The organism is Agrobacterium sp. V1, from assembly GCF_030518355.1.
Taxonomy (GTDB): domain Bacteria; phylum Pseudomonadota; class Alphaproteobacteria; order Rhizobiales; family Rhizobiaceae; genus Agrobacterium; species Agrobacterium cucumeris.
The window spans coordinates 93,138-116,544 of record NZ_JAULSF010000002.1 but is presented as its reverse complement, the minus strand read 5'-3'; the positions used below and the strand labels follow the sequence as shown (position 1 = coordinate 116,544).

Here is a 23,407-nt window from a genome sequence, read left to right as displayed (position 1 = left end):
CCGATAAGGGTCGATCAGCCCGTGAGAACTTCGAGAGCGACGACGGCGGCGAACAGGGCCGCCATCATCGCAAGAATGAGATTAGACGCGCACCAGCCGCCGGGACCGGCGCTCCTTTTGACGGGAGCACCAGTGCGGACGGGAAGGTTGCGTCGGTATCGAGGGTTTTCATTGGTCATCGTGCCACCTCAAAAGACCTGGCCCGCTGCCATCACCAGATGTTCCGCCACCGGACCAAGCGCCAGCGCCGGCAGGAAGGTGAGGCCACCGACAATCAGGATCGTGCCGACAAGCAGGCCGACAAACAGCGGACCATCCGTCGGGAAGGTGCCGGCCGATGCCGGAACGGTCTTCTTGGTGACCAACGAGCCGGCGATGGCCAGTGCCGGAATAATCACCAGAAAACGCCCCATCAGCATGCCGAAACCAAGGGTAATGTTGTACCAGGTGGTATTGCCGGTGAGACCGCCGAAAGCCGAGCCGTTATTGGCGGCTGCCGAAGTATAGGCATAGAGGATCTCGGAGAAACCGTGCGGTCCAGCCGTGCCGATCGACGCCACCGCCGATGGCAGGACCGTCGCCGTGGCGGTGAAAGCCAGCATGGCGAGCGGCAGGCAGAGAATGGCCAGAATCGCCATCTTCATTTCCTTGGCCTCGATCTTCTTGCCGAGATATTCCGGTGTGCGGCCAACCATCAGACCCGCCACGAAGATGGCGATGATGATGAACAGCAGAATACCGTAGAAACCCGCGCCGACACCTCCGACGATCACTTCACCCAACTGCATGTTGATGAGCGGGACGAGACCGCCAAGCGCCGTGAAACTGCCATGCATGGCGTTGACCGCGCCGCAGGACGCGGCTGTGGTGATGACCGCAAACAGCGACGAAAGCGCCACGCCGAAGCGGACCTCCTTGCCTTCCATATTGCCGCCCGCAAGACCAAAGCCGTGCATCAGCGGATTTCCGGCCGCTTCCGCCCAATAGGTGACGGCGACGCCGGCGATGAACAGAACGCCCATGGCCGAAAGGATCGCCCAGCCCTGGCGCTGGTTGCCCACCATGCGCCCGAAGACATTGGTGAAGGCCGCACCGATCGCAAAGATCGAAACCATCTGGATCATGTTGGAAAAGGCATCAGGGTTTTCAAACGGATGCGCGGAATTGGCGTTGAAGAAACCGCCGCCATTGGTGCCGAGCATCTTGATCGCCAGCTGCGATGCCACCGGGCCGACCGCAATCGTCTGCTGCGCACCTTCGAGCGTTTGTGCCGTGACATAGGCACCGAGCGTCTGCGGCACGCCGAGCCACACATAGACAAGGGTCAGTACGATGCAGAGGGGCAAAAGCACGTAGAGCGTCGCACGGATCATATCCACCCAGAAATTGCCGATGGCCTTGCCCGAAGCACGCGAAAAGGCGCGGATGAGGCCGATGGCAATTGCCATGCCCGTGGCGCCGGAAACAAAATTCTGCACGGTCAAACCAGCCATCTGGGTCAGATAAGACATGGTGCTTTCGCCGCCATAATTCTGCCAGTTGGTATTGGTGACAAAGCTGACCGCCGTGTTGAACGACAGTTCCGGCCCGACGGCCGGCATTGCCTGCGGATTATAAGGCAGCACGGCCTGAAAACGCATCAGTGCGTAAAGCAGGGCAAAACCGAGGAGGTTGAAGAGCAGCATGGAGAACGCATAGGTCGTCCAGTGCTGTTCCTCGCGCTCGCTTGTTCCGGCAAGGGCATAAAGGCCGCGCTCGACGGGGACAAGAACCGGCGAAAGCAGGGTGCGTTCACCACTAAAGACACGCGCCATATAGAAGCCGAGCGGCTTCACCAGCGCAAAAATGATCCCGCAAAACAGCAGAATCTGAAACCATCCATTGAGGGTCATTGTATTGGACTTTCAATAGCCGCCGCTTCCCGATCAGAAGCGTTCGGGGCGAATGAGAGCATAGGTGAGATAGGCGGCGATAAAGACGGTGACGGCACCGCTGAGGACATAGTCGAATATCATCGCAGCCTCCGTCTAAAGCCGGTCGCAGGCGCGCGTATAGGCAAAGCAAAGAGCGAAAAACACCGTCGCTGCGCCGATCAGAACAAGGTCCATCATGATGGGACTCCTTTTTTCCACGAGGAGCCTGACAGGAAGAAAAGCGCCGCCATGTGGGACGTCGCTTTTCATTCTTTCTGGCTCAGGAAGGGAACACCATCCCTTCCCGAACAGAAGAATGCACCCGAACCGCATAAAGGTTCGAGACGGCCAAAATGGGAATAAAATAGGAATCCTATAGGAATTTCGATGCCCGCAGACGCGGGCACCGCTGCCGTTTCTTAGAGAGAAAGCGGCTCGCCGAAAGCGGAAACAATGGTTTCCGCGGTGCTTTTACCGGCCAGCAGCGCCGCCAGCAGAATGCGGGCCTGGCCCGGGCGAAGCGTGGAAGAATGCACGGCACCGGCCGCGACAAGGTCATGTCCGCCACCGCCGCCGCCATAACTTGCGACGAGACGGCCTTCCGGCACACGGCTGGAAACGACGACAGGGACGCCACGTTCCGCGCAGCGTTTCACCGCCTCGGCAATATCTGGATTGGCGTTACCGGAACCGAGCGCCGCAAGTACGATGCCTTTAGCCCCCGCCTGCAGGCTAGCGTCGATATGGGTGGCGTCACAGCCGGGATGGATGGCGACGATATCAACCCTGATATCGGCGACGGGTGCAGCAAGGTTTGGCGCTGAGGCCTGAAGCACCGGTCGCGCCGAGCGAAAGGCGTCCGCCGCATCCGCACTCAGCTTGTAAAGCCCCCAGGCCGGCAGACAGCGACCGCCGAAAGATAGAAGCACGCCCTTTGCGGTATTCTGCGGATCGAGCGCCGTTTCTATGGCCTGCGCCAGATTGGCCGGTCCGTCCGCATCCGGGTGGTCTGCCGTAAACTGTGCACCGGTGAAGACCACCGGCTTGGTGAGGCTATGCTGCAGATTGACGAGTAGCGAGGATTCTTCCATGGCGTCGGTGCCATGCAGAACAACGACGCCCGCCACCGCGGGGTCGTTAAGTTCCAAGCCTACCGCATCGCTGATGCGCTGCATGTCTGCCAATGTCAGGCTGGAGGAATCCTTGGCCATCAGATCGACCGGCTTCAGCCGGGCCCTGATCTGCGGCACCAGCGACAGTAGGTCCTCGCCGGAAAGGCTGGGCGTACTGGCGCCATCGGCACCACGCCGGCTGGCGATGGTGCCACCGGTGGCGATGACCGCCACCAGTGAAGTTTCACCCTGCCCGCTCAATGCGACGGCCCCGCGCCGGCCGCACGTTCAGCCGCCAGACGGTGGATACGGTCGCGCAGCAGATACCAGCCAATAATCAGCGCCGGGATGATGACCAGCAAAGACGCGATGGTCCAGGAGCCGACGGGATAATCAAACGCCATCAGCACAAGTACGCCGAACAGGAAGATGAGCGTGAGAATGCCGGTATAGGGCGCGCCGAACATGCGGAAATCCGGGCGCGCCAGTTCGCCACGCTGCGAAAGCTGCCAGAGCTTCAGCTGGCAGAGCACGATGACGGCCCATGCGCAGATGATGCCAAGTGCCGAGAGGTTAAGGGCAATTTCGAAGGCCGAAGCGGGAACGACGGCGTTCAAGGCCACGCCGAGAACGGTGATGACGGCGGTGACCGCAATGCCGCCATAGGGCACGCCGGCCTTGTTCATCTTTGCCAGCGCTGCCGGAGCCGAGCCGGAAACGGCCATGGAGTGCAGAATGCGGCCGGTGGAATAAAGACCGGCGTTGAGCGAGGAGAGCACGGCGGTCAGAACCACGAGGTTCATGATGACGTCAGCACCCTCTACGCCGATGGATCCGAAGAAGGTGACGAAGGGGCTCTCACCGGCCTTGTAGGCGGTATAGGGCAGAAGCAGCGTGAACAGCAGCACCGAACCGACGTAAAACACCACAAGGCGCAGAACGACGGCGCGGATGGCGCGGGGCATGACCTTGCGCGGGTCTTCGGTTTCACCCGCCGCCGTGCCGATCAGCTCGATCGAGGCATAAGCGAAAACGACACCCTGAATGATGACGAAGGCCGGCAGAATGCCGTTCGGGAAAAAGCCGCCATTATCGGTAATGAGGCTGAAACCGGTGACATGGCCCTCGATGGGCGTGCCGAAGATGACGAAATAAACGCCGACGACGAGAAAAATGGCAAGCGCCAGAACCTTGATCAGGCTGAACCAGAATTCAAGCTCGCCAAAGACCTTCACCGACAGCATGTTCATCGCCAGCACGACCAGAAGCGCCGTCATCGCGAAGACCCATTGGTCGATGCCCGCCAGCCACGGAACATATTGCTTGAAGAAATTCATGTAGAGGGCAACGGCGGTCACATCCGCCACCGAAGTCATCGCCCAGTTCAGCCAATACATCCAGCCGGCGGCAAAGGCCATTTTCTCGCCGTAGAACTCACGGGCATAGGATACGAAGGAACCGGAGCTCGGGCGGTGCATGATCAGTTCGCCAAGCGCGCGCAGCACCAGGAATGCGAAGAAGCCGCAGAGCGCATAAACAAACACCAGCGCCGGACCTGCCTGCGCCAGCCGGCCGCCGGCGCCAAGAAACAGGCCGGTGCCGATCGCGCCGCCAATGGCGATCATCTGGATCTGACGCGGCTTGAGGGCCTTGTGGTAACCGAGGTCCTCTTCGACAAAGACCTCACGTTCGGCAGGCGCCGTTTTCCCAGAATGCATGGATTTATCCTCCCGATAAACTGCTTTAGTCGGCGATAAGCCGGAAATCAAAATGAAACTGGCACAGTCCGTGCTGGAAATATGGCCAGCATGCGCATGCATGCTGTAAAGCTGCATGACAGATTTTCGCCCCTCATAATGGCAGATAATGCCGTTCGTCAAGGGTATTCGATATGATTGACCTTCTCCTCAGCCCAGATTAAGGTCGAAAAATCTGTAAGACAGCTTTACAGATATAGCAACACTTAAAAGCCAGTGGAGGAAAAAGTGAGTGTGACGCGCAGGGAGCATGATTTGCTCGGAACGAAGGAAATTCCGGCTGATGTCTATTGGGGTGTGCACACCGCACGCGCGGTAGAAAACTTTCAGATCACCGGGGTGACCATCGGCCACAACCTCTATCTCGTCCGGGGATTAGCCTATGTGAAGGAGGCGGCGGCGCGCGCAAATCACGAACTCGGTCTGCTCGATACCGAGCGAATGGAAGCGATCGCTGCGGCCTGCCGCGAAATCCGCGCCGGCGCGCTGCACGAGCAATTCGTGGTGGATGAAATCCAGGGCGGAGCCGGCACTTCCACCAACATGAATGCCAATGAGGTCATCGCCAACCGGGCGCTTGAACTGCTCGGCCACCAAAAAGGCGATTATGCCCGCCTTCACCCCAATGATCATGTCAATCTCAGCCAGTCCACCAACGACGCCTATCCGACGGCGGTCAATGTCGGCCTGATTGAATCAATCGACGATCTGGCGGTCTCCATGGGCGTGCTGAAGGACGCTTTTGACCGCAAGGCGCAGGAATTTGCCGGCTTCATCAAGATCGGGCGCACGCAATTGCAGGACGCCGTGCCGATGACGCTCGGCCAGGAATTCCGCACTTTCGTGGTGATGCTGGGTGAAGATCAGGCCCGCCTGATCGAATCCGCGGCCCTGCTGCACGAGATCAATCTTGGCGCCACCGCCATCGGCACCGGCCTTAATGCGCCGCGCGGTTATGCGGCGCTTGCCTGCCAGCATCTGGCAGCGCTGACCGGACGGCCGCTGGTGACCGCGGTAGACCTTATTGAAGCGACACAGGATCCCGGCGCATTCGTGCATCTGTCCGGCGTGTTGAAACGCGTGGCCGTCAAGCTGTCGAAAACCTGCAACGACCTTCGCCTGCTCTCCTCCGGTCCGCGCGCCGGCATCGGCGAAATCACCCTGCCGTCGGTTCAGGCGGGTTCCAGCATCATGCCGGGCAAGATCAATCCGGTCATTCCCGAAGTCGTCAATCAGGTCGCCTATGCGGTCATCGGCAACGATATCACCATCACCATGGCCGCCGAAGCCGGGCAGCTGCAGCTGAACGCCTTCGAACCAATCATCGTGCGTGCCCTTTCCCAGAGCATCAGCCAGCTCAGCGCCGCCTGCCGGACACTGGCAGAACGCTGCGTTGACGGTATCGTCGCCAACCCCACCATCATGGCGCAGCGTGTGGAAGAATCGATCGGCCTTGCCACCGCACTCAATCCGCTGATCGGCTACTACGCGGCAACGGAAGTGGCCAAGGAGGCGCTCGCCAGTGGCCGCACCGTGCCGCAGGTGGTTCTGGAACGTGGATATCTGACGGAAGCGCAATTGCAGCAGGCGCTGAGCCCGCGGCACCTTGCCAACCTGCCGGCACTTACGGTTGACGAGCCCGATCTTCTCCAATGATCGTCGTCACCACCTGCTTCACCTGCCCAAGGTGAAGCTCCATCGCCTCGCGCGCCTCGGGTGCTGAACCCCGCCGGATCGCCTCAACGATCCGGCGGTGCTCGTAATTCGACGCAACGCGACGGCCCGCCATCAGATTGACCATCTCGGATTGCTGGGACACAGCCTCGCGGGCATCAGCGACCACCTTGGCAAAGAGAGCATTGGCGGAAGCTTCCGCAATCGCACAGTGGAACTGCCCGTCCAGCAACACCCAGGGGTGCGGCCTTTCTTCGGCGTCCATCCGGTCGCAGAGGTGCAGCAAAACCTGCAACTGGGCATCCGTGCGCCTGAGCGCCGCCCAGCCGGCCGCCGGCACTTCAATGAAAGGGCGGGCCTCGATCAGATCGCGGGCGGAATAAGCGCCGTAATTCAGTTCGGAAGGCGGCGTCGGCGTCATTACATAGGTGCCGCTTCCAGTGCGGGTCTGCGTCAGCCCCAAAGTCTGGAGAGACCGCAACGCCTCGCGAATGATCGGCCGGCTGACGCCGTATCTTTGTGCCAGATGCGCCTCGGACGGCAGCCGTGTGCCGACCGCAATCTGCCCCGAAGTAATCGCTGAGCGGATATCTTCAAACACCGCTTCCGCGGCATTCTTGCGATTGATCGGCTGTGCATCCGCAAGCCAATCCGACAACCCGCCCATCTTTAAACCCTCCGCACCCTCAATATGCCTGCCATCCAGCATGAAAGGACGGCTGCCGCACACGCGGCTAAGCCGACCTTCCTAACACTATCCGGCCGGATGGAACAACGACGGCGGATATTTTTATCGGAGGAAGGAAGCGGCGGCCGCTTCCCTCCAGTATCACGCCTTCACTTCCTGTCCCTCCGGCTCGTCATCCTCACGCGGAATGCGAAACCAGGCGACATAAAGCGCCGGCAGGAAAAGCAGCGTCAGCGCTGTGCCGACCACGATGCCGCCCATCATCGCATAGGCCATCGGCCCCCAGAAAATCTCCCGCGATATGGGAATGAGGGCAAGAGTGGCCGCCGCCGCCGTCAGCATGATCGGCCGCATGCGGTGCTCCGTCGCCTCGACCACTGCGCGCCAAGCCGAGACGCCCTCGCTTCTCAGATGCTCTATCTGGACGACGAGGATGACGGAGTTGCGGATCAGGATGCCGATCAGCGCCAGCACACCGAGAATGGCGACGAAGCCCATCGGCGCATTGGAGAGAAGCAGCGCCACCACCACGCCGATCAATGCAGTCGGCGCCACGGCGAAGACGAGGAACAGCCGGCTGAAGCTTTGCAGCTGCAGCATGAGGATGGTCGCCATCGCAAACAGCATCAGCGGTACCACGGCAATGATCGGCGCTTGCGAATCCGCACTCGATTCCACCGAACCACCCGTTTCCAGCTTGTAGCCGACGGGAAGCGTTTTCTGGAACGCCTCGATCTTCGGCTTCAGCTGCTCGACGATCGTTGCGGGCTGCGTCGGGCCTATAATGGCGGCCTTGACCGTGATCGTCGGGATCCTGTCGCGGCGCCAGATGGTCGGCTGTTCCAGCTCGTAGCGGAAATTGGCGATGGCCGACAGCGGCACGGCCTTGCCGTTGGTCGCCGGCAATTGCAGGTTCTGCAATGTCTCGATGGAGCCGCGCTCCGACATCTGCGCCCGCGCCACCACATTGACGAGATAGATATCGTCCCTGACCTGCGTGACCGTAGACCCTTCGACAATACTGTTCATGGCATTGGCGATGTCTTCCGACGAGACGCCAAGCTGGCGGGCCTTGTCCTGCAGAACGTCAACCTTGACCACACGCGTCGGCTCGTTCCAGTCCATGACCATGTTGGACAGCAGCTGATGTTCGCCGACGATACCCGACAATTGTTGTCCAAGCTCACGAACCTTCTGGATATCGGGACCGCTCAGGCGATATTGCACCGGTTTCCCAACCGGCGGGCCGATATCAAGCAATTTCACGAAGGCATCGGTGCCGGTGAAGGTCCGGTTCAGGTAATCCTGCAACTCGGCACGCACCTTGTCACGCACATCCAGCCCCTTGGTGACGATGACCGTCTGGCCGAAAGTCACATCAGGCGTCTGCACGTCGAAGGACAGGATGAAACGCGGCGCGCCTTCGCCAACATAGGTCGTCCAGTGATCGATATCCGTATTCTTGGCCAGCATCTCCTGTTCGAACTGCGCCATCTGCCTGTTGGTTTCGGCAATCGAACTGTTCTGCGGCAGGTTCCAGTCGACAATCAGTTCCACGCGGTCGGATGACGGGAAGAACTGCTGCTGAACGAGGCTCATGCCTCCGACGGAAAGACCGAACAGAGCAATGGTCAAGATGATCGTCACCCAGCGCCAGCGCAGCGCCCGGCCGAGAAGCCAAGAAAAGCCGGAGGCAAAACGGCCCTTCTTTTCATGATGCGATTTCATCGTCTTCGGCAGGATCGTCACGCCGAGCAGCGGCGTGAACAGGACCGCGACGATCCACGACACGATCAGCGAAACCGCAATCACCACGAAGAGCGTAAAGGTGAACTCACCCGCCGCGCTGTTGTTGAGACCGACGGGAATGAAGCCGGCGACGGTGACCAGCGTGCCCGTCAGCATGGGGAAGGCAGTCGAGGTGTAAACATAGGTCGCCGCCTTTCTGAGATCATCGCCGACCTCCAGACGCGCGACCATCATCTCGACGGCAATCATCGCGTCATCGACAAGCAGCCCAAGCGCAATGATGAGGGCGCCAAGCGAGATGCGTTGCAGCGAAATGCCGGTATATTCCATGTAAACGAAGGTGATCGCCAGCACGAGCGGGATGGAGACGGCAACCACCATGCCCGCCCTGAGGCCAAGGCTGATGAAGCTGATGACGAGAACGATGGCGATCGCTTCGAAGAGCGCCGAAGTAAAGCCCGATACCGCCTCGTCAACCACGGCCGGCTGATCGGATACCCGGTGCAGATCGACGCCGATTGGCAGGTCCGCGACGATGCGCTTCATCTGCGCATCCAGCGCCTCGCCGAAATGCACGAGGTTCGCACCGGTTTTCATGCCTATGGCAAGACCGATGGCCGGCTGGCCGTTAAAGCGGAACAGCGAAGATGGCGGATCGACATAACCGCGCCGGATCGTCGCCACTTCCGTCAGCGGGAAGAACCGGTTGTTGACGCGCAGGTTGATGGACCGCAGGCTGTCTTCCGAGGTGAACTGGCCGCTGACCCGCAACGCCACACGCTCAGGTCCGGCATTAACGAAACCAGACTGGGTAACGGCATTCTGGGACTGCAGCGTCTTGATGATCGACTGCTGATCGATGCCGAGCACCGCGATCTGCCGGGTGGAAAATTCCAGATAGATTGCCTCGTCCTGCGCGCCGATGACATCGACCTTGCCGATATTGTCGACGGTCAGAACTTTTGCGCGGGCATCTTCCACCAGATCGCGCAATTGCCGCTGGCTGAGGCCATCGCTGGTGAAAGCGTAGATATTACCATAGACATCGCCGAAACGGTCGTTGAAGAAAGGACCGACGACGCCCGAGGGGAACTCGCCCTTGATATCGCCGATCATGTTGCGCACCCGCACCCATGTCGGTTCAACGTTCCTGGCCTTGGTTTCCGGCACCAGCTCCACGAAGATCGTGGTGCGGCCGGCCACCGTCTGGCTGCGCAGATGGTCGAGATTGTCGAGTTCCTCGAGTTTCTTCTCGATCCTGTCGGTCACCTGCCGGGCCACGTCTTCTGCCGAGGCACCGGGCCATTGCGCACTGATCACCATCGTCTTGATGGTGAAGTTCGGATCTTCCTCACGGCCGAGATTGAGATAGGAGAAAATGCCGGCAAGAACGAACACCAGCATGAAGTACCAGACGAGCGAACGGTGTTCGAGCGCCCAGTCGGAAAGATTGAATTTCTTCACTGACGGACCTCCTGATCGATCCTGATGGCTTGTCCATCCTTAAGCTTGTGAACGCCAGCGCTGGCAACACGCTCGCCGGGTTTGACGCCGCCGGTAATGCGCACGCTGCCGCCGTCAACCGGCTCGCCTGCTATCGTAACCGGGCGCAGCGTCACCGTTGCCGTATCGGCATTGACGATCCAGACGCCCCATCCATTATCTGTTTTCAGCAGGGCTGATGCGGGAAGCGCAATCTGCGGTTCGGATGCGGCAAGCGCCGAGGCCGTGACGACGGAACCCAGCCGGAAGGCTGCGGGCGCATCCTGCAGGCTGATCTTCGTGCGGCGCGTGCGCGTCGCCGTTTCGGCCTCGGGAGCGATTTCGCGCACCACACCGGTGGTGCGGATTTTCGGATCGAGCTGCAGGGCGATATCGAAGGTCGAGCCGATCTCCAGCCGCTGCGCCGCAAATTGCGGAACATCCACCACAACATCACGCACTTCCGGGCGGGCGATCGTCACGACCGTCTGACCGGCCGAAACGACCTGGCCGATTTCGCCCGATGTGGCGGTGACCACGCCGTCAAATTCCGCACGCAGCTGCGCATAACCCAGCTGCTCTTCGGCCTTGTCCAGATTTGCCCGCGCCTTGGCAACAGCGGCATTGGCGGTGCGCGTGGCCTGTTCGGCCTCTTCCAGCGCGGCTTCGGTGCCGCTGCGGGCTTCGGCGAGCACACGCTGGCGCTGTTCGGTCGTCACCGCATTGGCGAGCTGCGCTTCGGCATTGGAAAGATCGGATTGCGCGCTTTTCACCGACAGTTCGAGTGCCAGCGGATCAATCGAAGCGACCACATCACCTTTCTTGACCAGATCCGCCACATCAACATTGCGGGCGATGATCCGGCCGAGAACGCGAAAACCGAGATCGGTCTGGATGCGCGATTCCACCGTGCCGGTGAGCCGCAGCGCATCGGGCGACTTCTCCTCCACCACAACGGAGAGTACCGGGCGCGGTGCCTCGGCGGCGGCTTCCTGCTTTTCCTGGCAGGACGAGACGGCGATTGCCGCAGTGAGCAAAAACAAGCTTCTGTTTATCCTGAACATTATTGTGCCTGCCCCTTTTCATAGGCGACCTTTTCACCGGCCCGCAAAAATTTGGTCCCGACGGTGACGACGACATCGCCGGGGTTGAGCCCGTCCGCGACGACGAATTGGCCGGTCTCGTAGTCGGCGATGGCGATCCGGCGCATGGCGATTTCCGATGATTGCGGATCGACAACCCAGACGGCGGGAAAGCCGTTCTGCGATGTCATCGCCGACCATGGAAGCTCGATGGCATCGACCTGTTTGAAGCGGAAATGGCCGGATACGGGCGCGCCGAGCGGCATGGTCAGATCGCCGTTGAGGCCAACCTTGACCCTGATCGTCCCATTGTCCGGATCGATCGTCGGGGAAATCTCCCGCACCGGTGCCGCAACCGTGCGGGACGGATCCGACAGGAGGCTGACATTGACGAGATTGTCGATATCGCGCTCAAGGAACAGCGATTCGTAGACATCGAAAACCGCATCGCGTGGCCCGTCATGCGCCAGCGTGAAAACAAGCTGCGCAGCCTGCGCCACCTGGCCGACCTCGACATTACGCGCCGTGATCACTCCGTCAGCATCGGCCCTGAGTTCGGTGTAGGAAAGCGCATCGCGGGCCGTATCGAGCTGCGCCTGCGCCGATCTCACCGCGCCCTGCGTGGTGAGCAGGGTTTCCTGGGCCTTGTCGACCGCCGAACGCGAAGTCACCTGTGTCTTGAACAGGCTCTGCTGGCGGTCGAACGTCAGTTGCGCCTGCGTCTGCTGCGCTTCGGCCGATTGCAGGTTGGCGAGCGCGACATCGATGTCGGCCTTCTGCTCTTCGGGATCGATGCGGGCGAGCAGTTGCCCCGTCGTTACCCGCGCACCCACATCCACAAGCCGCTCGGTGATCTTGCCGCTGACCCGGAAGGACAGGTCCGTCTGAACCCTTGCCCTCACTTCGCCGGTAATGACGCTGCCGCGATCGACCGGCTTTTTCACTGCCGTGACCACGTCGACGGTCCGCAGCGGCTTTTCGGCCGGCGGCTCTTCATTGCTGCAGGACGACAGGGCAAAAACACCGCCAACCGCAAGCGCGATAAGAATGGTTTTCATGGTGACCTCTTGATCTTCGCCCAATCCTATAATATTTGACTGACTGAATAGTCAATGAAATTCTTATGCCGCCAATCCGGGAACCGTTCAGGCTCAACGCCGGGCTCCCGGATGATTATCGAAGATTTACCCGGGCGTTCTTGGGAGACACCGGGAATAAGGCTGAAAGAATGAACCACGCACCACCTGCAAAAATCGATTCCGGTTTTTGCGCCGGTGCGATAGGCAGGCCACCAATGACGTCCGCCGCTCACGACGGATAGAAGGGCACGCGCCGAAAATACGTAAGGAGCCGGGGTCATGACGAAAACAAAACTGACACGTGCAGAACAGAAGATACAACGTCCGTTGCAAATTCTCGATGCCGCATTTGAGGAATTCACCAAGAGAGGATTTACGGCAACACGGGTCGAAGACATTGCCGACCGGGTGGGGGTGACGAAGGGGACGGTCTATGTCTATTTCGAAACCAAGGAAGCCCTGTTTGCCGCGATGATCGAGCATGTCGGCCGGCCTTTTCAGGAGGCTTTCAAAGCCTATGCCCGTACCTCCGACGACCCCGTCGACGAGCTTCGCATGCTGCTCGAATTCCTGTTCGAAACCCTTGTCGATGACAGGCGAATGCGGGAGCTGTTCCGCTTCGTCGTTGCGGAGGGCGCGAAGTTTCCTGATCTCATCGACCACCACCATGATGTTCTGATGGCGCCGGTGCTGGAACGCATCAATATGATCCTCGATGAGGGCGTGGCGAAAAAAAGGTTCAGGGCCAATCCGCCCGAACTCGCCAAGGTCGTCATGTCACCCATGGTCGGAACATTGGTGTTCCGGCTGATTTTCGATGATCGGCGCAGTCTGGACAGGCAGGCGGTTCTGAAAGTTCATCTCGACCTGCTCATGCGCGGACTGCTGGCATAACCCCCGGCAGCCTGCTTTCAGCTGATGCCGCCAATACAGACATATTTGAGTTCGGTATATTCCTCGATACCGTGGCGAGACCCTTCCCGTCCGAGCCCCGACATCTTGACCCCGCCGAACGGCGCTTCGGCAGTGGAAATTGCCCCCGTATTGACGCCGACCATGCCGTATTCCAGCGCCTCGGCAACCCGGAAGACGCGCGAGAGATCACGCGCATAAAAATAGGAGGCGAGGCCGAAATCGGTATTGTTGGCCTGCGCGATCACATCCGCTTCATCCTCGAAACGGAAGAGCGGGGCAAGCGGCCCGAAAGTTTCCTCACGCGCTACCTGCATGCCGGCATCGACATTGCGCAGGATCGTCGGCTCGAAAAAATTGCCGCCCAGCGCGTGTCTTTTGCCGCCTGTGGCGATCTCGGCGCCCTTCGAAAGCGCGTCGGCAATATGTGCTTCCACCTTGGCAACGGCGTTGCCATCGATAAGTGGACCGAGAATGCTTGCCTCCTCCAGCCCGTTGCCGACTTTCAACTGCGAGACGGCGCGTGCGAATTTTTCAGCGAAGGCCTCATACACACCGCCCTGCACATAAAGACGGTTGGCGCAGACGCAGGTCTGGCCATTGTTGCGGAACTTCGCAAGGATAGCGCCTTCCACGGCAGCATCGAGATCTGCATCATCAAACACGATGAAGGGCGCATTGCCGCCAAGCTCCAGCCCCAGTTTCTTGATGGTCGGCGCGCATTGTCTGTAAAGGTGTTCTCCCGTGCGGGTAGAGCCTGTGAAGGTCAGAAGACGGATATCCGGGCTTGCCGTCAGCACCCCGCCTATTTCAGCAGCGGGACCGGTCACGATGCTGAAAAGTTCAAGCGGCAGGCCGGCGCGCTCGGCGAGAATGGCAAGTGCTATGGCCGAAAACGGCGTCTGCGGCGCAGGTTTCAACACCACCGCGCAGCCGGCGGCCAGCGCCGGGCCGACTTTACGGGTAATCATGGCATTGGGAAAATTCCACGGCGTGATGGCCGCAACCACGCCGACCGGCTGGCGCAGGACCAGAATGCGCTTGTCTGGCTGATGGCCAGGCACCGTCTCGCCATTGATGCGGCGTGCCTCTTCGGCAAACCATTCGATGAAGCTTGCGCCGTAGGCGATTTCGCCTTTGGCCTCAGTAAGCGGCTTTCCCTGTTCCAGCGTCAGGATCATGCCGAGATCGTCGCGGTTTTCCATGATGAGCCGGTGCCACGTCTTGAGAATAGTCGCACGCTCACCGGCGGTGCGGCGCGCCCATGCCTTCTGGGCAATCACGGCGGCAGCGATAGCCTCCTGCGTTTCCGCTGCGCCGAGTTCGGGAACCTGCCCGAAGATCTCCCCCGTCGCGGGGTTATGAATGGTCGCGGTTTCGCGGCCATCGCAGCCGATCCAGCGGCCAGCCACAGGCACTTTTTCACCCAGAAGTGTGGGATCATTCAGATGCATGGGCAAATCCCTCAACAGAAAACCTGAGCCGACGCTGGATCGAAGGCGAGATGCACGAGATCGCCCCGGTTAAGACCGGAAATCGCTTCGTGGCCGAAGGGCAGACGGACCGCAAGCGGTTCACCGGAACCGGTATGGGCAACCACGTGGACGTTGTTGCCAAGGAAGGTGATGTCGCTGACCGTTGCCTGAAAACCGGCGGAGGACCCCGGCCGGTTGCGGCTGAGCTGCAGGCGCTCCGGCCTTAGCATCAACGCCGCCTTCTTGCCCGGCGCGGCCTCGCCATGCATCGGAATATGATCGAAGACGATATCCCGGCCCAGTGAAACCGTTGCCTTGCCACCCGATGCGGCGAGGAGATCACAGGCGATAAAATCACTGTCGCCGATGAATTCGGCCACGAAGCGGGTAGTGGGGTGGGCATAAAGCTCCGGCCCCGTGCCGATCTGGTCGATCACCCCTTTCGAAAAAACGGCGATCCGGTCGGAAAGACGCAAGGCCTCTTCCTGATCATGGGTGACATAAAGGATCGTCACTTCCGTCTGCTGGTGGATGCGGCGGATTTCGAACTGGATTTCTTCGCGCAGCTTCTTGTCGAGCGCCGAAAGCGGCTCATCCATCAGAAGTACCGGCGGATCATAGGCAAGTGCGCGCGCCAGCGCCACGCGCTGCTGCTGGCCACCGGACATCTGCGCGGGCTTCCTGTCCTCGAAACCTTCGAGGCGGACAAGCCGCAGCATTTCCTTCACCTTGGCATCGATTTCCGCCTTGCTTTTGCGGCGGACCTTCAGCGGGAAGGCGATGTTCTCCCCGACCGACAGATGCGGAAACAGGGTGTAGCGCTGGAAGACCATGCCGATATTACGCTTGTGCGACGGAGTGGACAGCAGGCTCTCGCCGTTCAGCAGGATGTCGCCCGCGGTCGGCTGCTCGAAGCCGGCCAGAATATAAAGCGTCGTGCTCTTGCCCGAGCCGGAGGGCCCGAGAAATGTCATGAACTCGCCCGGCTGCACGTCGAGATTGACGTCCTGAACGGCGACGACCGGCCCATATTGTTTGCGGATGCCGCGAATTTGCAGGAGCGGTTTGGTCATGTTTTCAGTCCTTTTCGCACAGCCGCGACGAGCAGCATGAGAATGATGGTCACCGCGATGAGAAGCGTGGAGGCAGCGGCGATGACAGGCGTCAAATCCTGACGCAGCGTCGCCCAGATTTTCACCGGCAGCGTCTGCAATGTCGGGCTTGCCATGAAGATAGCCAGCACCACCTCATCCCAGGAGGTGAGGAAGGAAAAGATCGCCGCCGAAAACAGGCCGTGACTGATGGCGGGCAGCGTGATGCGGATTTTCGCCTGTAACGGGCTTGCGCCGCACAGCACCGCCGCATCCTCGATCGATTTGTCGAAACCTTCCAACGCACCGGTCAGCGCCAGAATGGAAAACGGCAGCGCCACGACAAGATGGGCGATGACGAAACCGGTCGTGGTGCCTGCAAGACCGAACTTCAGGAAAAAGGCGTAAAGCGCCACCGCCAGCACCACGACGGGCAGGATCATCGGCGTCATGAACAGCGCCCGCAAAGTGCCGCGCCCGATGAAACGGCCGCGCACCAGCCCGAAGGAGGCGACAAGACCGATGAGCACGGACAGCACGGTTACCATCAGCGCGATGCACAGACTCGTCCAGGCGGCATCCAGCCATCTCGGGTCCGCGAAAAAATCCGCATACCATTTCAGCGTCCAGCCGGGCGGCGGAAAGATCAGCCATTGTGACGAACCGAAGGACAAAGCGGCGATAAAGATGATCGGGAGGATCAGAAATGCCGAGGTCAGTACGGTGATGAGGAGGAGCAGCCATTTCCAGAGGCCGAGGCTGTTATAGTTCAAAAGCATGTCAGCGCCCCCCTGCCCCGGCCGCGCCGAAGAATTTGAGCTGCACGGCGTAGAGAGTGAGCGTCACCACCAGAAGCACCAGTGCAGCGGCCCCGCCCATGCCCCAATTGACGAGCGACTGCACGAATTGCGCGATGAGTTCGGCCAGCATCATGTTTGCCGTGCCGCCGAGCAGCGCGGGGGTGACGAAATAACCGAGCGACATGACGAAGACCATCAGCGCGCCGGAGATCATGCCGGGTGCGGCAAGTGGAATGAGAATACGGGTCAACGCCTGCCAGCGGGTTGCCCCACACAGCGAAGCCGCCTGCAGAATGGCCGGGTCGATCTTGCGAATGACGCCGTAGAGCGGAATGATGATGAAGGGCAGCATGATATAGGTCATGCCGATGGTAACCCCGGTGAGATTGTTGACCAGCGGCAGAGGCTGATCGATGATACCGAGGCTCATCAGTGTCTTGTTCACCACACCCGTGCGCTGCAACAGCACCATCCAGGCATAGGTGCGCGCCAGAAGATTGGTCCACATCGAGAGCAGCAGGATAGCGAAAACGATGGAGGCAAGCCGCGCCGGCATGATGGCAAGCGCCCAGGCGACGGGAAAGCCGATCACCAGCGACACCACCGTTACCAGCGCAGACACCACGAAGGTGTTGAAGAATATCTTCAGATAGGTGGAGCTGCCCAGCAGTGCCGCATAGTTGCTAAGGCCGAAGACAGGCTCGGTAATGCTGCGCGACAGCAGGATCAGAACCGGCACGACGAAGAACAGGACAAGCAGAACCAGCGCCGGAAGGATGGCGGCAAAATTGCCGGGCCGGAAGGGCATTCGCGCCCTCGCGTTCGTGCTGACTGTTTCATCGGTTAGCGAGACCATGTCCAAACCTCCCCGGACGTGGAAAATCGCGCGGGCGTTTCGCTGCCCGCGCCGTTATCTTATTTCGCCTGCCAGGCGTACCAGCGCTCGCCGATTTCATCGCGATGCTGTGCCCAGTAGCTCATATCGGCATCGACCTGGCTCGCGGTCTGCTGGTCCGGCAGAGTCTTGGCCGTTTCCGGATCCATCAGCTTGGCAGACTCGATGTTAACTGGAGCGTATCCCGTCGCGGTCGCCATATCCGCCTGCGCCTGCGCGGAGGTGGCGAGTGCGATGAACTTCATCGCCGCATCCCTGTTCTTCGTTCCCTTGGGCACGACGAGGGAATCCGCTGCGGTGATGTTCTGTTCCCAGGAGGTCTCCACCTTCACGCCGCTTTTCTCAAGCGCCGTCATGCGGCCGTTCCAGACGCTGCCGAAGGGCGCTTCCGCCGACGCGATCAGCTGCTGAGACTGTGCGCCGCCCGACCACCAGATGATATCGGATTTGATCGTATCGAGTTTCTTGAAAGCGCGATCGAGGTCAAGCGGATAAAGCTTGTCGGCGGCTACACCATCCGCAAGAAGGGCAGCTTCGATCACGCCCGGTGCGGACCACTTGTAGAAGGTACGCTTGCCGGGAAACTTTGCCGTGTCGAACAGATCGGCCCAGCTCTTGGGGCAGGTTGCCACGGCATCAACATTGCAGCCGATGACGAAGGAGTAATAAAAGCTGCCGACGGAATAATCCGTCACGAAACGCGGATCGAGTTTCGTCTTGTCGATGACGCTGAAATCCAGCTTTTCAAGCAGACCCTTGGGCCCAGCCTGTGCGGCATAGTCGCCTTCGACATCGACCACATCCCATGTCACGCCGTTTGCCTCAACCATGGCCTTCAGCTTGCCATAATCGGTCGGGCCATCCTGAAGCACGTTGATGCCGCTCGACACCATGAATTTTTCGGCCCAGGCCGCCTTCTGGGCGTCCTGCGTGGTTCCTCCCCAGCTGGAAAAGACCAGATCATTCGCCTGTGCGGCCGTGCCGAGGGCGAAAAGTGCTGCGCATGTCGTCAATACCAGTTTCGATCTCATGTTCCCTTACTCCGTTTTAGAGCTTGTCGTTGGCATGCACGTCGCGGCCAGTGGCTTTCACACAAGCGGAGAAAAACGCGCCGGCTTCATCATCTTGTTTTCGGCGACTTCGATGAGGTCGCGAATTTTCGGCAGAAACGATAACCAGCGCGGATCGGCCATCAGCTTTGCGCGCCGCTCCTCCCGGTCATCAAGGCTTGCAAAAGCCCAGATATGGACAATTTCGTTGATCGGGCCGATCTCGGAAAAGAAGTAACCCACCAGTTCGCCGAGGTGGCTTTTCTGGATTTCGATACCCTCTTCCTCCACGACCTTGAGATAGGCCGGGATGGCGCCGTTCTTCAGCCTGTAGGTGCGGATCTCGTAAAACATCGGCTCACCGCATCACGAAAGGATCGGGGATCGGGTCGTCGGAGGTACGCAGCCATATGGTCTTGGTACGCGTGTAATCGAGCGCCGCCGCAAGCCCGCCTTCGCGTCCATCACCCGAGAGGCCAAAGCCACCGAAAGGCGCTATCGGTGAGACCGCGCGATAGGTGTTCACCCAGACGATGCCGGCACGGATCGCCTTCATCAGCCGATGGGCGCGTGTCAGGTTCTGCGTGAAAACGCCGGAGGCGAGGCCGTAGACGGTATCATTGGCGAGCGCGATGGCTTCGGCCTCGGTCTCAAAGGAAACGACCGAAAGAACGGGGCCGAAAAATTCCTTTTCCATGGAAGGAGAACGGATGCCATCACAATCAAGAATGGTCGGCCTATAGAAATAGCCGTCACCATCCAGAGGCTCACCACCGGTAACCACTTTCGCACCGGCATCCACGGAAGCGGAAACCAGTGAGACGATGTGCTTGCGCTGGCGCTCCGTCGCCAATGGCCCCACTTCCGTCGCCATCTCCAGCGGTGAACCGATACGGATCGCCTCGGCCTTCCCAGCCAGAATCTGGAGGAAACGGTCCTTGACGCTTCTTTCGATAATCAGCCGCGAGCCGGCGACACAGCTCTGGCCGGTCGCGGCAAAAATGCCCGCCACCTGCGCATTGGCGGCGCTCTCAAGATCGGCATCGGCGAAAACGAGGATCGGCGACTTGCCGCCGAGTTCCAGCGACGTCGAGGCAAGGTTTTCAGCCGAATTACGTACGATGTGACGCGCCGTTTCCGGCCCGCCGGTAAAGGCGATGTGCGCCACCTTCGGATGTGTAGTGAGCGCGGTGCCGCAGGACGCACCGAAACCGGTAACGATATTAACGACGCCAGCCGGAAAACCGGCCTCATGCACCAGCCGGGCAAATTCCAGCAGCGGTGCCGGTCCATCTTCTGAGGCCTTGACGACGATGGTGCAGCCGGCGGCGAGCGCCGGGCCGATCTTGACGGCGGCGAGAAACAGCTGGCTGTTCCACGGCACAATCGCCGCCACCACGCCAACCGGCTCGCGCCGCAGCCAGACATCCATATCCGGCTTGTCGATCGGCAGATAAGCGCCCTCGATCTTGTCGGCTAGCCCGGCATAATAGCGGTAATAATCCGCGACATAGGCGATCTGCGCGGAGGTTTCGCGGATGATCTTGCCGGTATCGCGGGTTTCGAGCTCGGCCAGCGTCTTTGCATTTTCCGCAACCAGATCGGCCAGCCGGTAAAGCAGCTTGCCGCGCTGCGTCGCCGTCAGCTTCGACCAGGCCACATCCTCATAAAGCGCCCGGTGCGCGGCATTGACGGCGCGGCCGATATCCGCTTCCCGGCTTTCCGGCATTTCGGCCCATGCCGTGCCGGTTGCCGGATCAAGGCTTGAAAAGCTGGCCTCGCCATCCTCGAAACGTCCGTCGATATAGCACTGAAAACGGCGCATCACTTACTCCTTGAAAGCCGGCATGACATCGGAAAGGAAACGCTCCAGTGAGGCTTTCTTCCGCTCGAAGCTCATGCCGGTGTCGATCCAGAAGGAATATTCGTCGTAACCCATGGCCTCGTAGGCTTTAAGCCGGGTAATGACTTCATCTGCATCGCCGACGACATTGTTCTTGCGCATGACGTCGCCGGAAAGCATGGCATTTCCGGCAATATCCTCCAGCGCAATGCGCTCGATCAGACCCTGATGAACCGGCTTCTCGTTTTTGAACCAGGCGAAGAAGTAATTGTAATAAACGCTCATCTCATGTGCCGCCTGGGCGATATCGGCTGCATCGGACCCCACATAGGTGTGGCGCAGCAGCATGATTTTCGGCCGCTGTTTTTCCGGGTTTTTGGCGCATGCATCGTTGAAGCGGCCCATCAGGGTTTCCACCTCGTCATCGCCCTGCCACAGCGGCGTCACCTGCACGTTGCAATCATTGGCGACGGCGAATTCATGCGAATTCGGATCACGCGCCGCCACCCAGATCGGCGGAAAGGGTTGCTGCAAGGGCTTCGGGGCCGACGTGGTGGCCGGAAATTGGAAGAACTCGCCGTCATGGGCATAATCGCCCGCCCAGACACCTTTAACGGCCGGGATCAGCTCGCGCATGCGCTGGCCGGCACCCCAGGCGTCGAGGCCGGGAAGCAGCCGTTCATATTCAAAGGAATAGGCACCGCGAGCAATGCCGATATCAAGGCGGCCATCGCAGATGAGATCCGTCATCGCCGCTTCACCCGCCAGTTTGATCGGATGCCAAAAGGGCGCGATGACCGTGCCGGTGCCGAGACGTGCCGTCTTCGTGCGGCGCGCGAGATCGGCAATCGTTACGAAGGGGTTCGGGGCAATGGTAAAATCCATGCCGTGATGTTCGCCGGTCCAGATGGCATGCATGCCGCCGCGATCGGCAATCTCGCAAAGGGTGACGAACTCTTCATAAAGCGTCTTGTGATCCTGCGAGGCGTCCAGCCGTTCCATGTGGACGAAGAGCGAAAATTTCATGGGTTTGCCCCCTTCATGGAAATGGGATGGACCTTGCCGGCGGTCTCGTTGCCGACATAGACACCGAAATTGCCGATGGAACTTTCCAGCGCGAAACGATTGACGATGTCCGCAGTCGCGGCGGAATCGAATTTTGTGGAGCCAAGCGCACTCGGCAACAGGAAACGACCCTGTTCCGGCGCGTCGTCACCGTCGGCAAGTGCGTGGTAGACGATATGCTGGCGTCCATCCGCCTTGTTTTCATAAACGGAGTAGAGGAAGCCCGTCCTGACGGAGAGGCCCGTCAGCTCCTCAAGGCGCGATGTCAGCGCCGCAACGGGATCACCGCCTGCGACGACGCAGCCGGGCAGCGACAGCACGTCATCACCAACGAGGTAAATCTCGCCGCGCCGCTCCAGCACCGCGCCAACCGTAATTTCGCCCTCGGCTGCCGCCGAGACCGCCTTGGCGGCCAGCATCGGCGTGAAATAACCGCCACGCGCGTAGCCCAGACCGTTCAGGCCGCTATTGTCGAAAGCACCAATGCGCCCAAGCAGGATGACGTGATCGCCCGCCTCGATAACCTCCTGCATGGAGCACTCAAACCAGGCCGCAACATCAGCGAACACAGGCGACCGCTGCGGCGCATCCGACCAGGCGGCGGCAGCAAAACGATCCTCCACCGGGCGGGCGAAGGTGTTGGACAAGTCCTTCTGGTTTTCCGACAGAATGTTGACGGCGAAGTTTTTTGCGCCGGTCATCGTCGCGAAATTGCGCGAGGTGCGTGCGAGGCAGATCAACAGCAGCGGCGGATCGAGCGAAACGGAAGTGAAAGAATTTGCGGTGAAGCCCACCGGCTTTCCCGCGTCATCCCGCGTGGTCACGATCGTTACGCCCGTCACGAAAGCGCCGAATGCGTCGCGCAAGGCGCGCGGGTCAAGGGTTGCAACAGTCATTGCGGCTCCTCCTCAATAGCCAGCCATTCGGCCATCAGTGCATTGACAGTTTCAGGTGCGGTCAGATTGACCATATGCCGGTGCGCCTCAACGATGCGAGCGTAACCGCGCGGCGTGATTGCCGCCATCTGCTCGGCCATCTGCGGCGTCGAATTCGGATCATCAGAACCAGTCAGGAAAAGCGCGGGGCAAGCGACCGAAGGCCAGCGATCCGCATAGGTCTCATCCCCGCCCGCAAAGGCCGTGTAAGCAACTGCGTAACCTTCCGGGTCGACCATTTCCAGCCAACCGCGTGTCAGTTCGCGCGCATGCTGGCTCTTGGCATCATCGCCGAACCAGCGAAGCAGCGGACCTTCCTTGTCCACGCCCTCGGTGCGAATTGCCGCCGCACGGGCAAGCACCGCTGCTTTTGCCACCGGATCACGGCGATAGACGCCGTTCAGGTAACCGACGCGCGCAATGCGATCTCCGAAGGTTGCTGCCGCTCCACCGGAAATCAATGCGCCCATAGAATGGCCGGCAACATTGGCGCGTGCAATCCGCATATCGTCAAGAAAACGGCCGAACCAGCCGACAAAATCCGTAAGCGTGCTGCCCGCGGCCAAACGTGCGCTGCCGCCATGGCCCGGCATATCGACCGCGATGACACGGTGCGTCCGGGAAAAAACTTCGATCTGCGGCTCCCATGCTTCAAGCCGCATGCCGACGCCGTGGATGAGGATCAGATCCTCACCCGCACCGGCTTCGAAATAAGCCGCCCCGCCCTCGGTCGTCTTGCGAGGGAGCGCGGCAGCACCTGCCTTTGCAACATTGACCCGTGAGGTGGTGGCGGCCTCCTGCATTGG

21 protein-coding genes are annotated in these 23,407 nt (G+C 60.2%); 2 read left to right on the top strand and 19 right to left on the bottom strand.

Annotation, left to right across the window (positions count from 1 at the left end; genetic code table 11):
• Positions 1 to 14: 14 nt before the first annotated feature.
• From QSV77_RS14700 to QSV77_RS14680, 5 genes are all read right to left on the bottom strand, one after another.
• Entirely contained in the window at positions 15 to 179 is a 165-nt protein-coding gene (locus QSV77_RS14700) for a hypothetical protein (RefSeq protein ID WP_302734048.1), read from the bottom strand.
• A gap of 9 nt (positions 180 to 188) precedes the next feature.
• On the bottom strand, positions 189 to 1,892 hold the full coding sequence (kdpA, locus tag QSV77_RS14695) for a potassium-transporting ATPase subunit KdpA (protein WP_302734047.1): 1,704 nt from the start codon (positions 1,890 to 1,892) through the stop codon (positions 189 to 191).
• 33 nt (positions 1,893 to 1,925) lie between these two features.
• Positions 1,926 to 2,015 (bottom strand): K(+)-transporting ATPase subunit F, encoded by a 90-nt coding sequence (gene kdpF, locus QSV77_RS14690; RefSeq protein ID WP_035226808.1) that lies wholly within the window; start codon positions 2,013 to 2,015, stop codon positions 1,926 to 1,928.
• A gap of 317 nt (positions 2,016 to 2,332) precedes the next feature.
• Positions 2,333 to 3,286: an asparaginase gene (locus QSV77_RS14685; RefSeq protein ID WP_302734043.1), complete on the bottom strand. Its 954-nt coding sequence runs from the start codon at positions 3,284 to 3,286 to the stop codon at positions 2,333 to 2,335.
• Positions 3,283 to 4,743 carry an amino acid permease gene (locus QSV77_RS14680; protein WP_302734042.1) on the bottom strand — a complete coding sequence of 487 codons (1,461 nt, stop codon included), beginning with the start codon at positions 4,741 to 4,743 and terminating at the stop codon, positions 3,283 to 3,285. Before QSV77_RS14680 ends, QSV77_RS14685 begins: the two co-directional genes overlap by 4 nt.
• A gap of 267 nt (positions 4,744 to 5,010) precedes the next feature.
• On the opposite strand from QSV77_RS14680, the gene QSV77_RS14675 reads away from it, so the two are divergent.
• Positions 5,011 to 6,438, top strand: coding sequence for an aspartate ammonia-lyase (locus QSV77_RS14675; RefSeq protein ID WP_237681411.1), 1,428 nt, complete (start codon positions 5,011 to 5,013; stop codon positions 6,436 to 6,438).
• Here the strand turns inward: QSV77_RS14675 and QSV77_RS14670 are convergent.
• The 4 genes from QSV77_RS14670 to QSV77_RS14655 form a co-directional block, all read right to left on the bottom strand.
• Positions 6,407 to 7,123 (bottom strand): FadR/GntR family transcriptional regulator, encoded by a 717-nt coding sequence (locus tag QSV77_RS14670; protein ID WP_142841591.1) that lies wholly within the window; start codon positions 7,121 to 7,123, stop codon positions 6,407 to 6,409. The genes QSV77_RS14675 and QSV77_RS14670 overlap by 32 nt on opposite strands.
• A gap of 162 nt (positions 7,124 to 7,285) precedes the next feature.
• Positions 7,286 to 10,357, bottom strand: a complete 3,072-nt coding sequence (locus tag QSV77_RS14665) for an efflux RND transporter permease subunit (protein ID WP_302734041.1) — start codon at positions 10,355 to 10,357, stop codon at positions 7,286 to 7,288.
• A complete protein-coding gene (locus tag QSV77_RS14660; protein WP_302734040.1) occupies positions 10,354 to 11,439 on the bottom strand; it encodes an efflux RND transporter periplasmic adaptor subunit in 1,086 nt (361 codons plus the stop codon). Before QSV77_RS14660 ends, QSV77_RS14665 begins: the two co-directional genes overlap by 4 nt.
• Positions 11,439 to 12,515 (bottom strand): efflux RND transporter periplasmic adaptor subunit, encoded by a 1,077-nt coding sequence (locus QSV77_RS14655; RefSeq protein WP_302734038.1) that lies wholly within the window; start codon positions 12,513 to 12,515, stop codon positions 11,439 to 11,441. Before QSV77_RS14655 ends, QSV77_RS14660 begins: the two co-directional genes overlap by 1 nt.
• Before the next feature lie 300 nt (positions 12,516 to 12,815).
• Between QSV77_RS14655 and QSV77_RS14650 the strand changes: the two genes are divergently transcribed.
• Positions 12,816 to 13,430 carry a TetR/AcrR family transcriptional regulator gene (locus QSV77_RS14650; RefSeq protein WP_271361871.1) on the top strand — a complete coding sequence of 205 codons (615 nt, stop codon included), beginning with the start codon at positions 12,816 to 12,818 and terminating at the stop codon, positions 13,428 to 13,430.
• 17 nt (positions 13,431 to 13,447) lie between these two features.
• On the opposite strand, the gene QSV77_RS14645 is transcribed toward QSV77_RS14650, so the two are convergent.
• From QSV77_RS14645 to QSV77_RS14600, 10 genes are all read right to left on the bottom strand, one after another.
• Positions 13,448 to 14,902 carry an NAD-dependent succinate-semialdehyde dehydrogenase gene (locus QSV77_RS14645; RefSeq protein ID WP_302734037.1) on the bottom strand — a complete coding sequence of 485 codons (1,455 nt, stop codon included), beginning with the start codon at positions 14,900 to 14,902 and terminating at the stop codon, positions 13,448 to 13,450.
• A gap of 11 nt (positions 14,903 to 14,913) precedes the next feature.
• Complete coding sequence (locus tag QSV77_RS14640; protein WP_271361873.1) at positions 14,914 to 15,996, bottom strand: ABC transporter ATP-binding protein; 1,083 nt, start codon at positions 15,994 to 15,996, stop codon at positions 14,914 to 14,916.
• Positions 15,993 to 16,793 carry an ABC transporter permease gene (locus QSV77_RS14635; RefSeq protein WP_302734036.1) on the bottom strand — a complete coding sequence of 267 codons (801 nt, stop codon included), beginning with the start codon at positions 16,791 to 16,793 and terminating at the stop codon, positions 15,993 to 15,995. Before QSV77_RS14635 ends, QSV77_RS14640 begins: the two co-directional genes overlap by 4 nt.
• Before the next feature lies 1 nt (position 16,794).
• Positions 16,795 to 17,622 (bottom strand): ABC transporter permease, encoded by an 828-nt coding sequence (locus tag QSV77_RS14630; protein ID WP_302735255.1) that lies wholly within the window; start codon positions 17,620 to 17,622, stop codon positions 16,795 to 16,797.
• A 107-nt stretch (positions 17,623 to 17,729) separates the two neighbouring features.
• Complete coding sequence (locus QSV77_RS14625) at positions 17,730 to 18,740, bottom strand: ABC transporter substrate-binding protein (RefSeq protein ID WP_302734035.1); 1,011 nt, start codon at positions 18,738 to 18,740, stop codon at positions 17,730 to 17,732.
• 57 nt (positions 18,741 to 18,797) lie between these two features.
• Entirely contained in the window at positions 18,798 to 19,112 is a 315-nt protein-coding gene (locus QSV77_RS14620) for an NIPSNAP family protein (protein ID WP_302734034.1), read from the bottom strand.
• Between the two features lie 4 nt (positions 19,113 to 19,116).
• Positions 19,117 to 20,583, bottom strand: coding sequence for an aldehyde dehydrogenase (locus tag QSV77_RS14615; RefSeq protein ID WP_302734033.1), 1,467 nt, complete (start codon positions 20,581 to 20,583; stop codon positions 19,117 to 19,119).
• Between the two features lie 3 nt (positions 20,584 to 20,586).
• Positions 20,587 to 21,627, bottom strand: coding sequence for an LLM class flavin-dependent oxidoreductase (locus QSV77_RS14610; RefSeq protein ID WP_302734032.1), 1,041 nt, complete (start codon positions 21,625 to 21,627; stop codon positions 20,587 to 20,589).
• Positions 21,624 to 22,562 carry a flavin reductase family protein gene (locus tag QSV77_RS14605; RefSeq protein WP_302734031.1) on the bottom strand — a complete coding sequence of 313 codons (939 nt, stop codon included), beginning with the start codon at positions 22,560 to 22,562 and terminating at the stop codon, positions 21,624 to 21,626. The genes QSV77_RS14610 and QSV77_RS14605 overlap by 4 nt, the downstream gene beginning before the upstream one ends.
• On the bottom strand, positions 22,559 to 23,404 hold the full coding sequence (locus QSV77_RS14600; RefSeq protein WP_302734030.1) for an alpha/beta fold hydrolase: 846 nt from the start codon (positions 23,402 to 23,404) through the stop codon (positions 22,559 to 22,561). The genes QSV77_RS14605 and QSV77_RS14600 overlap by 4 nt, the downstream gene beginning before the upstream one ends.
• Positions 23,405 to 23,407: the final 3 nt, after the last annotated feature.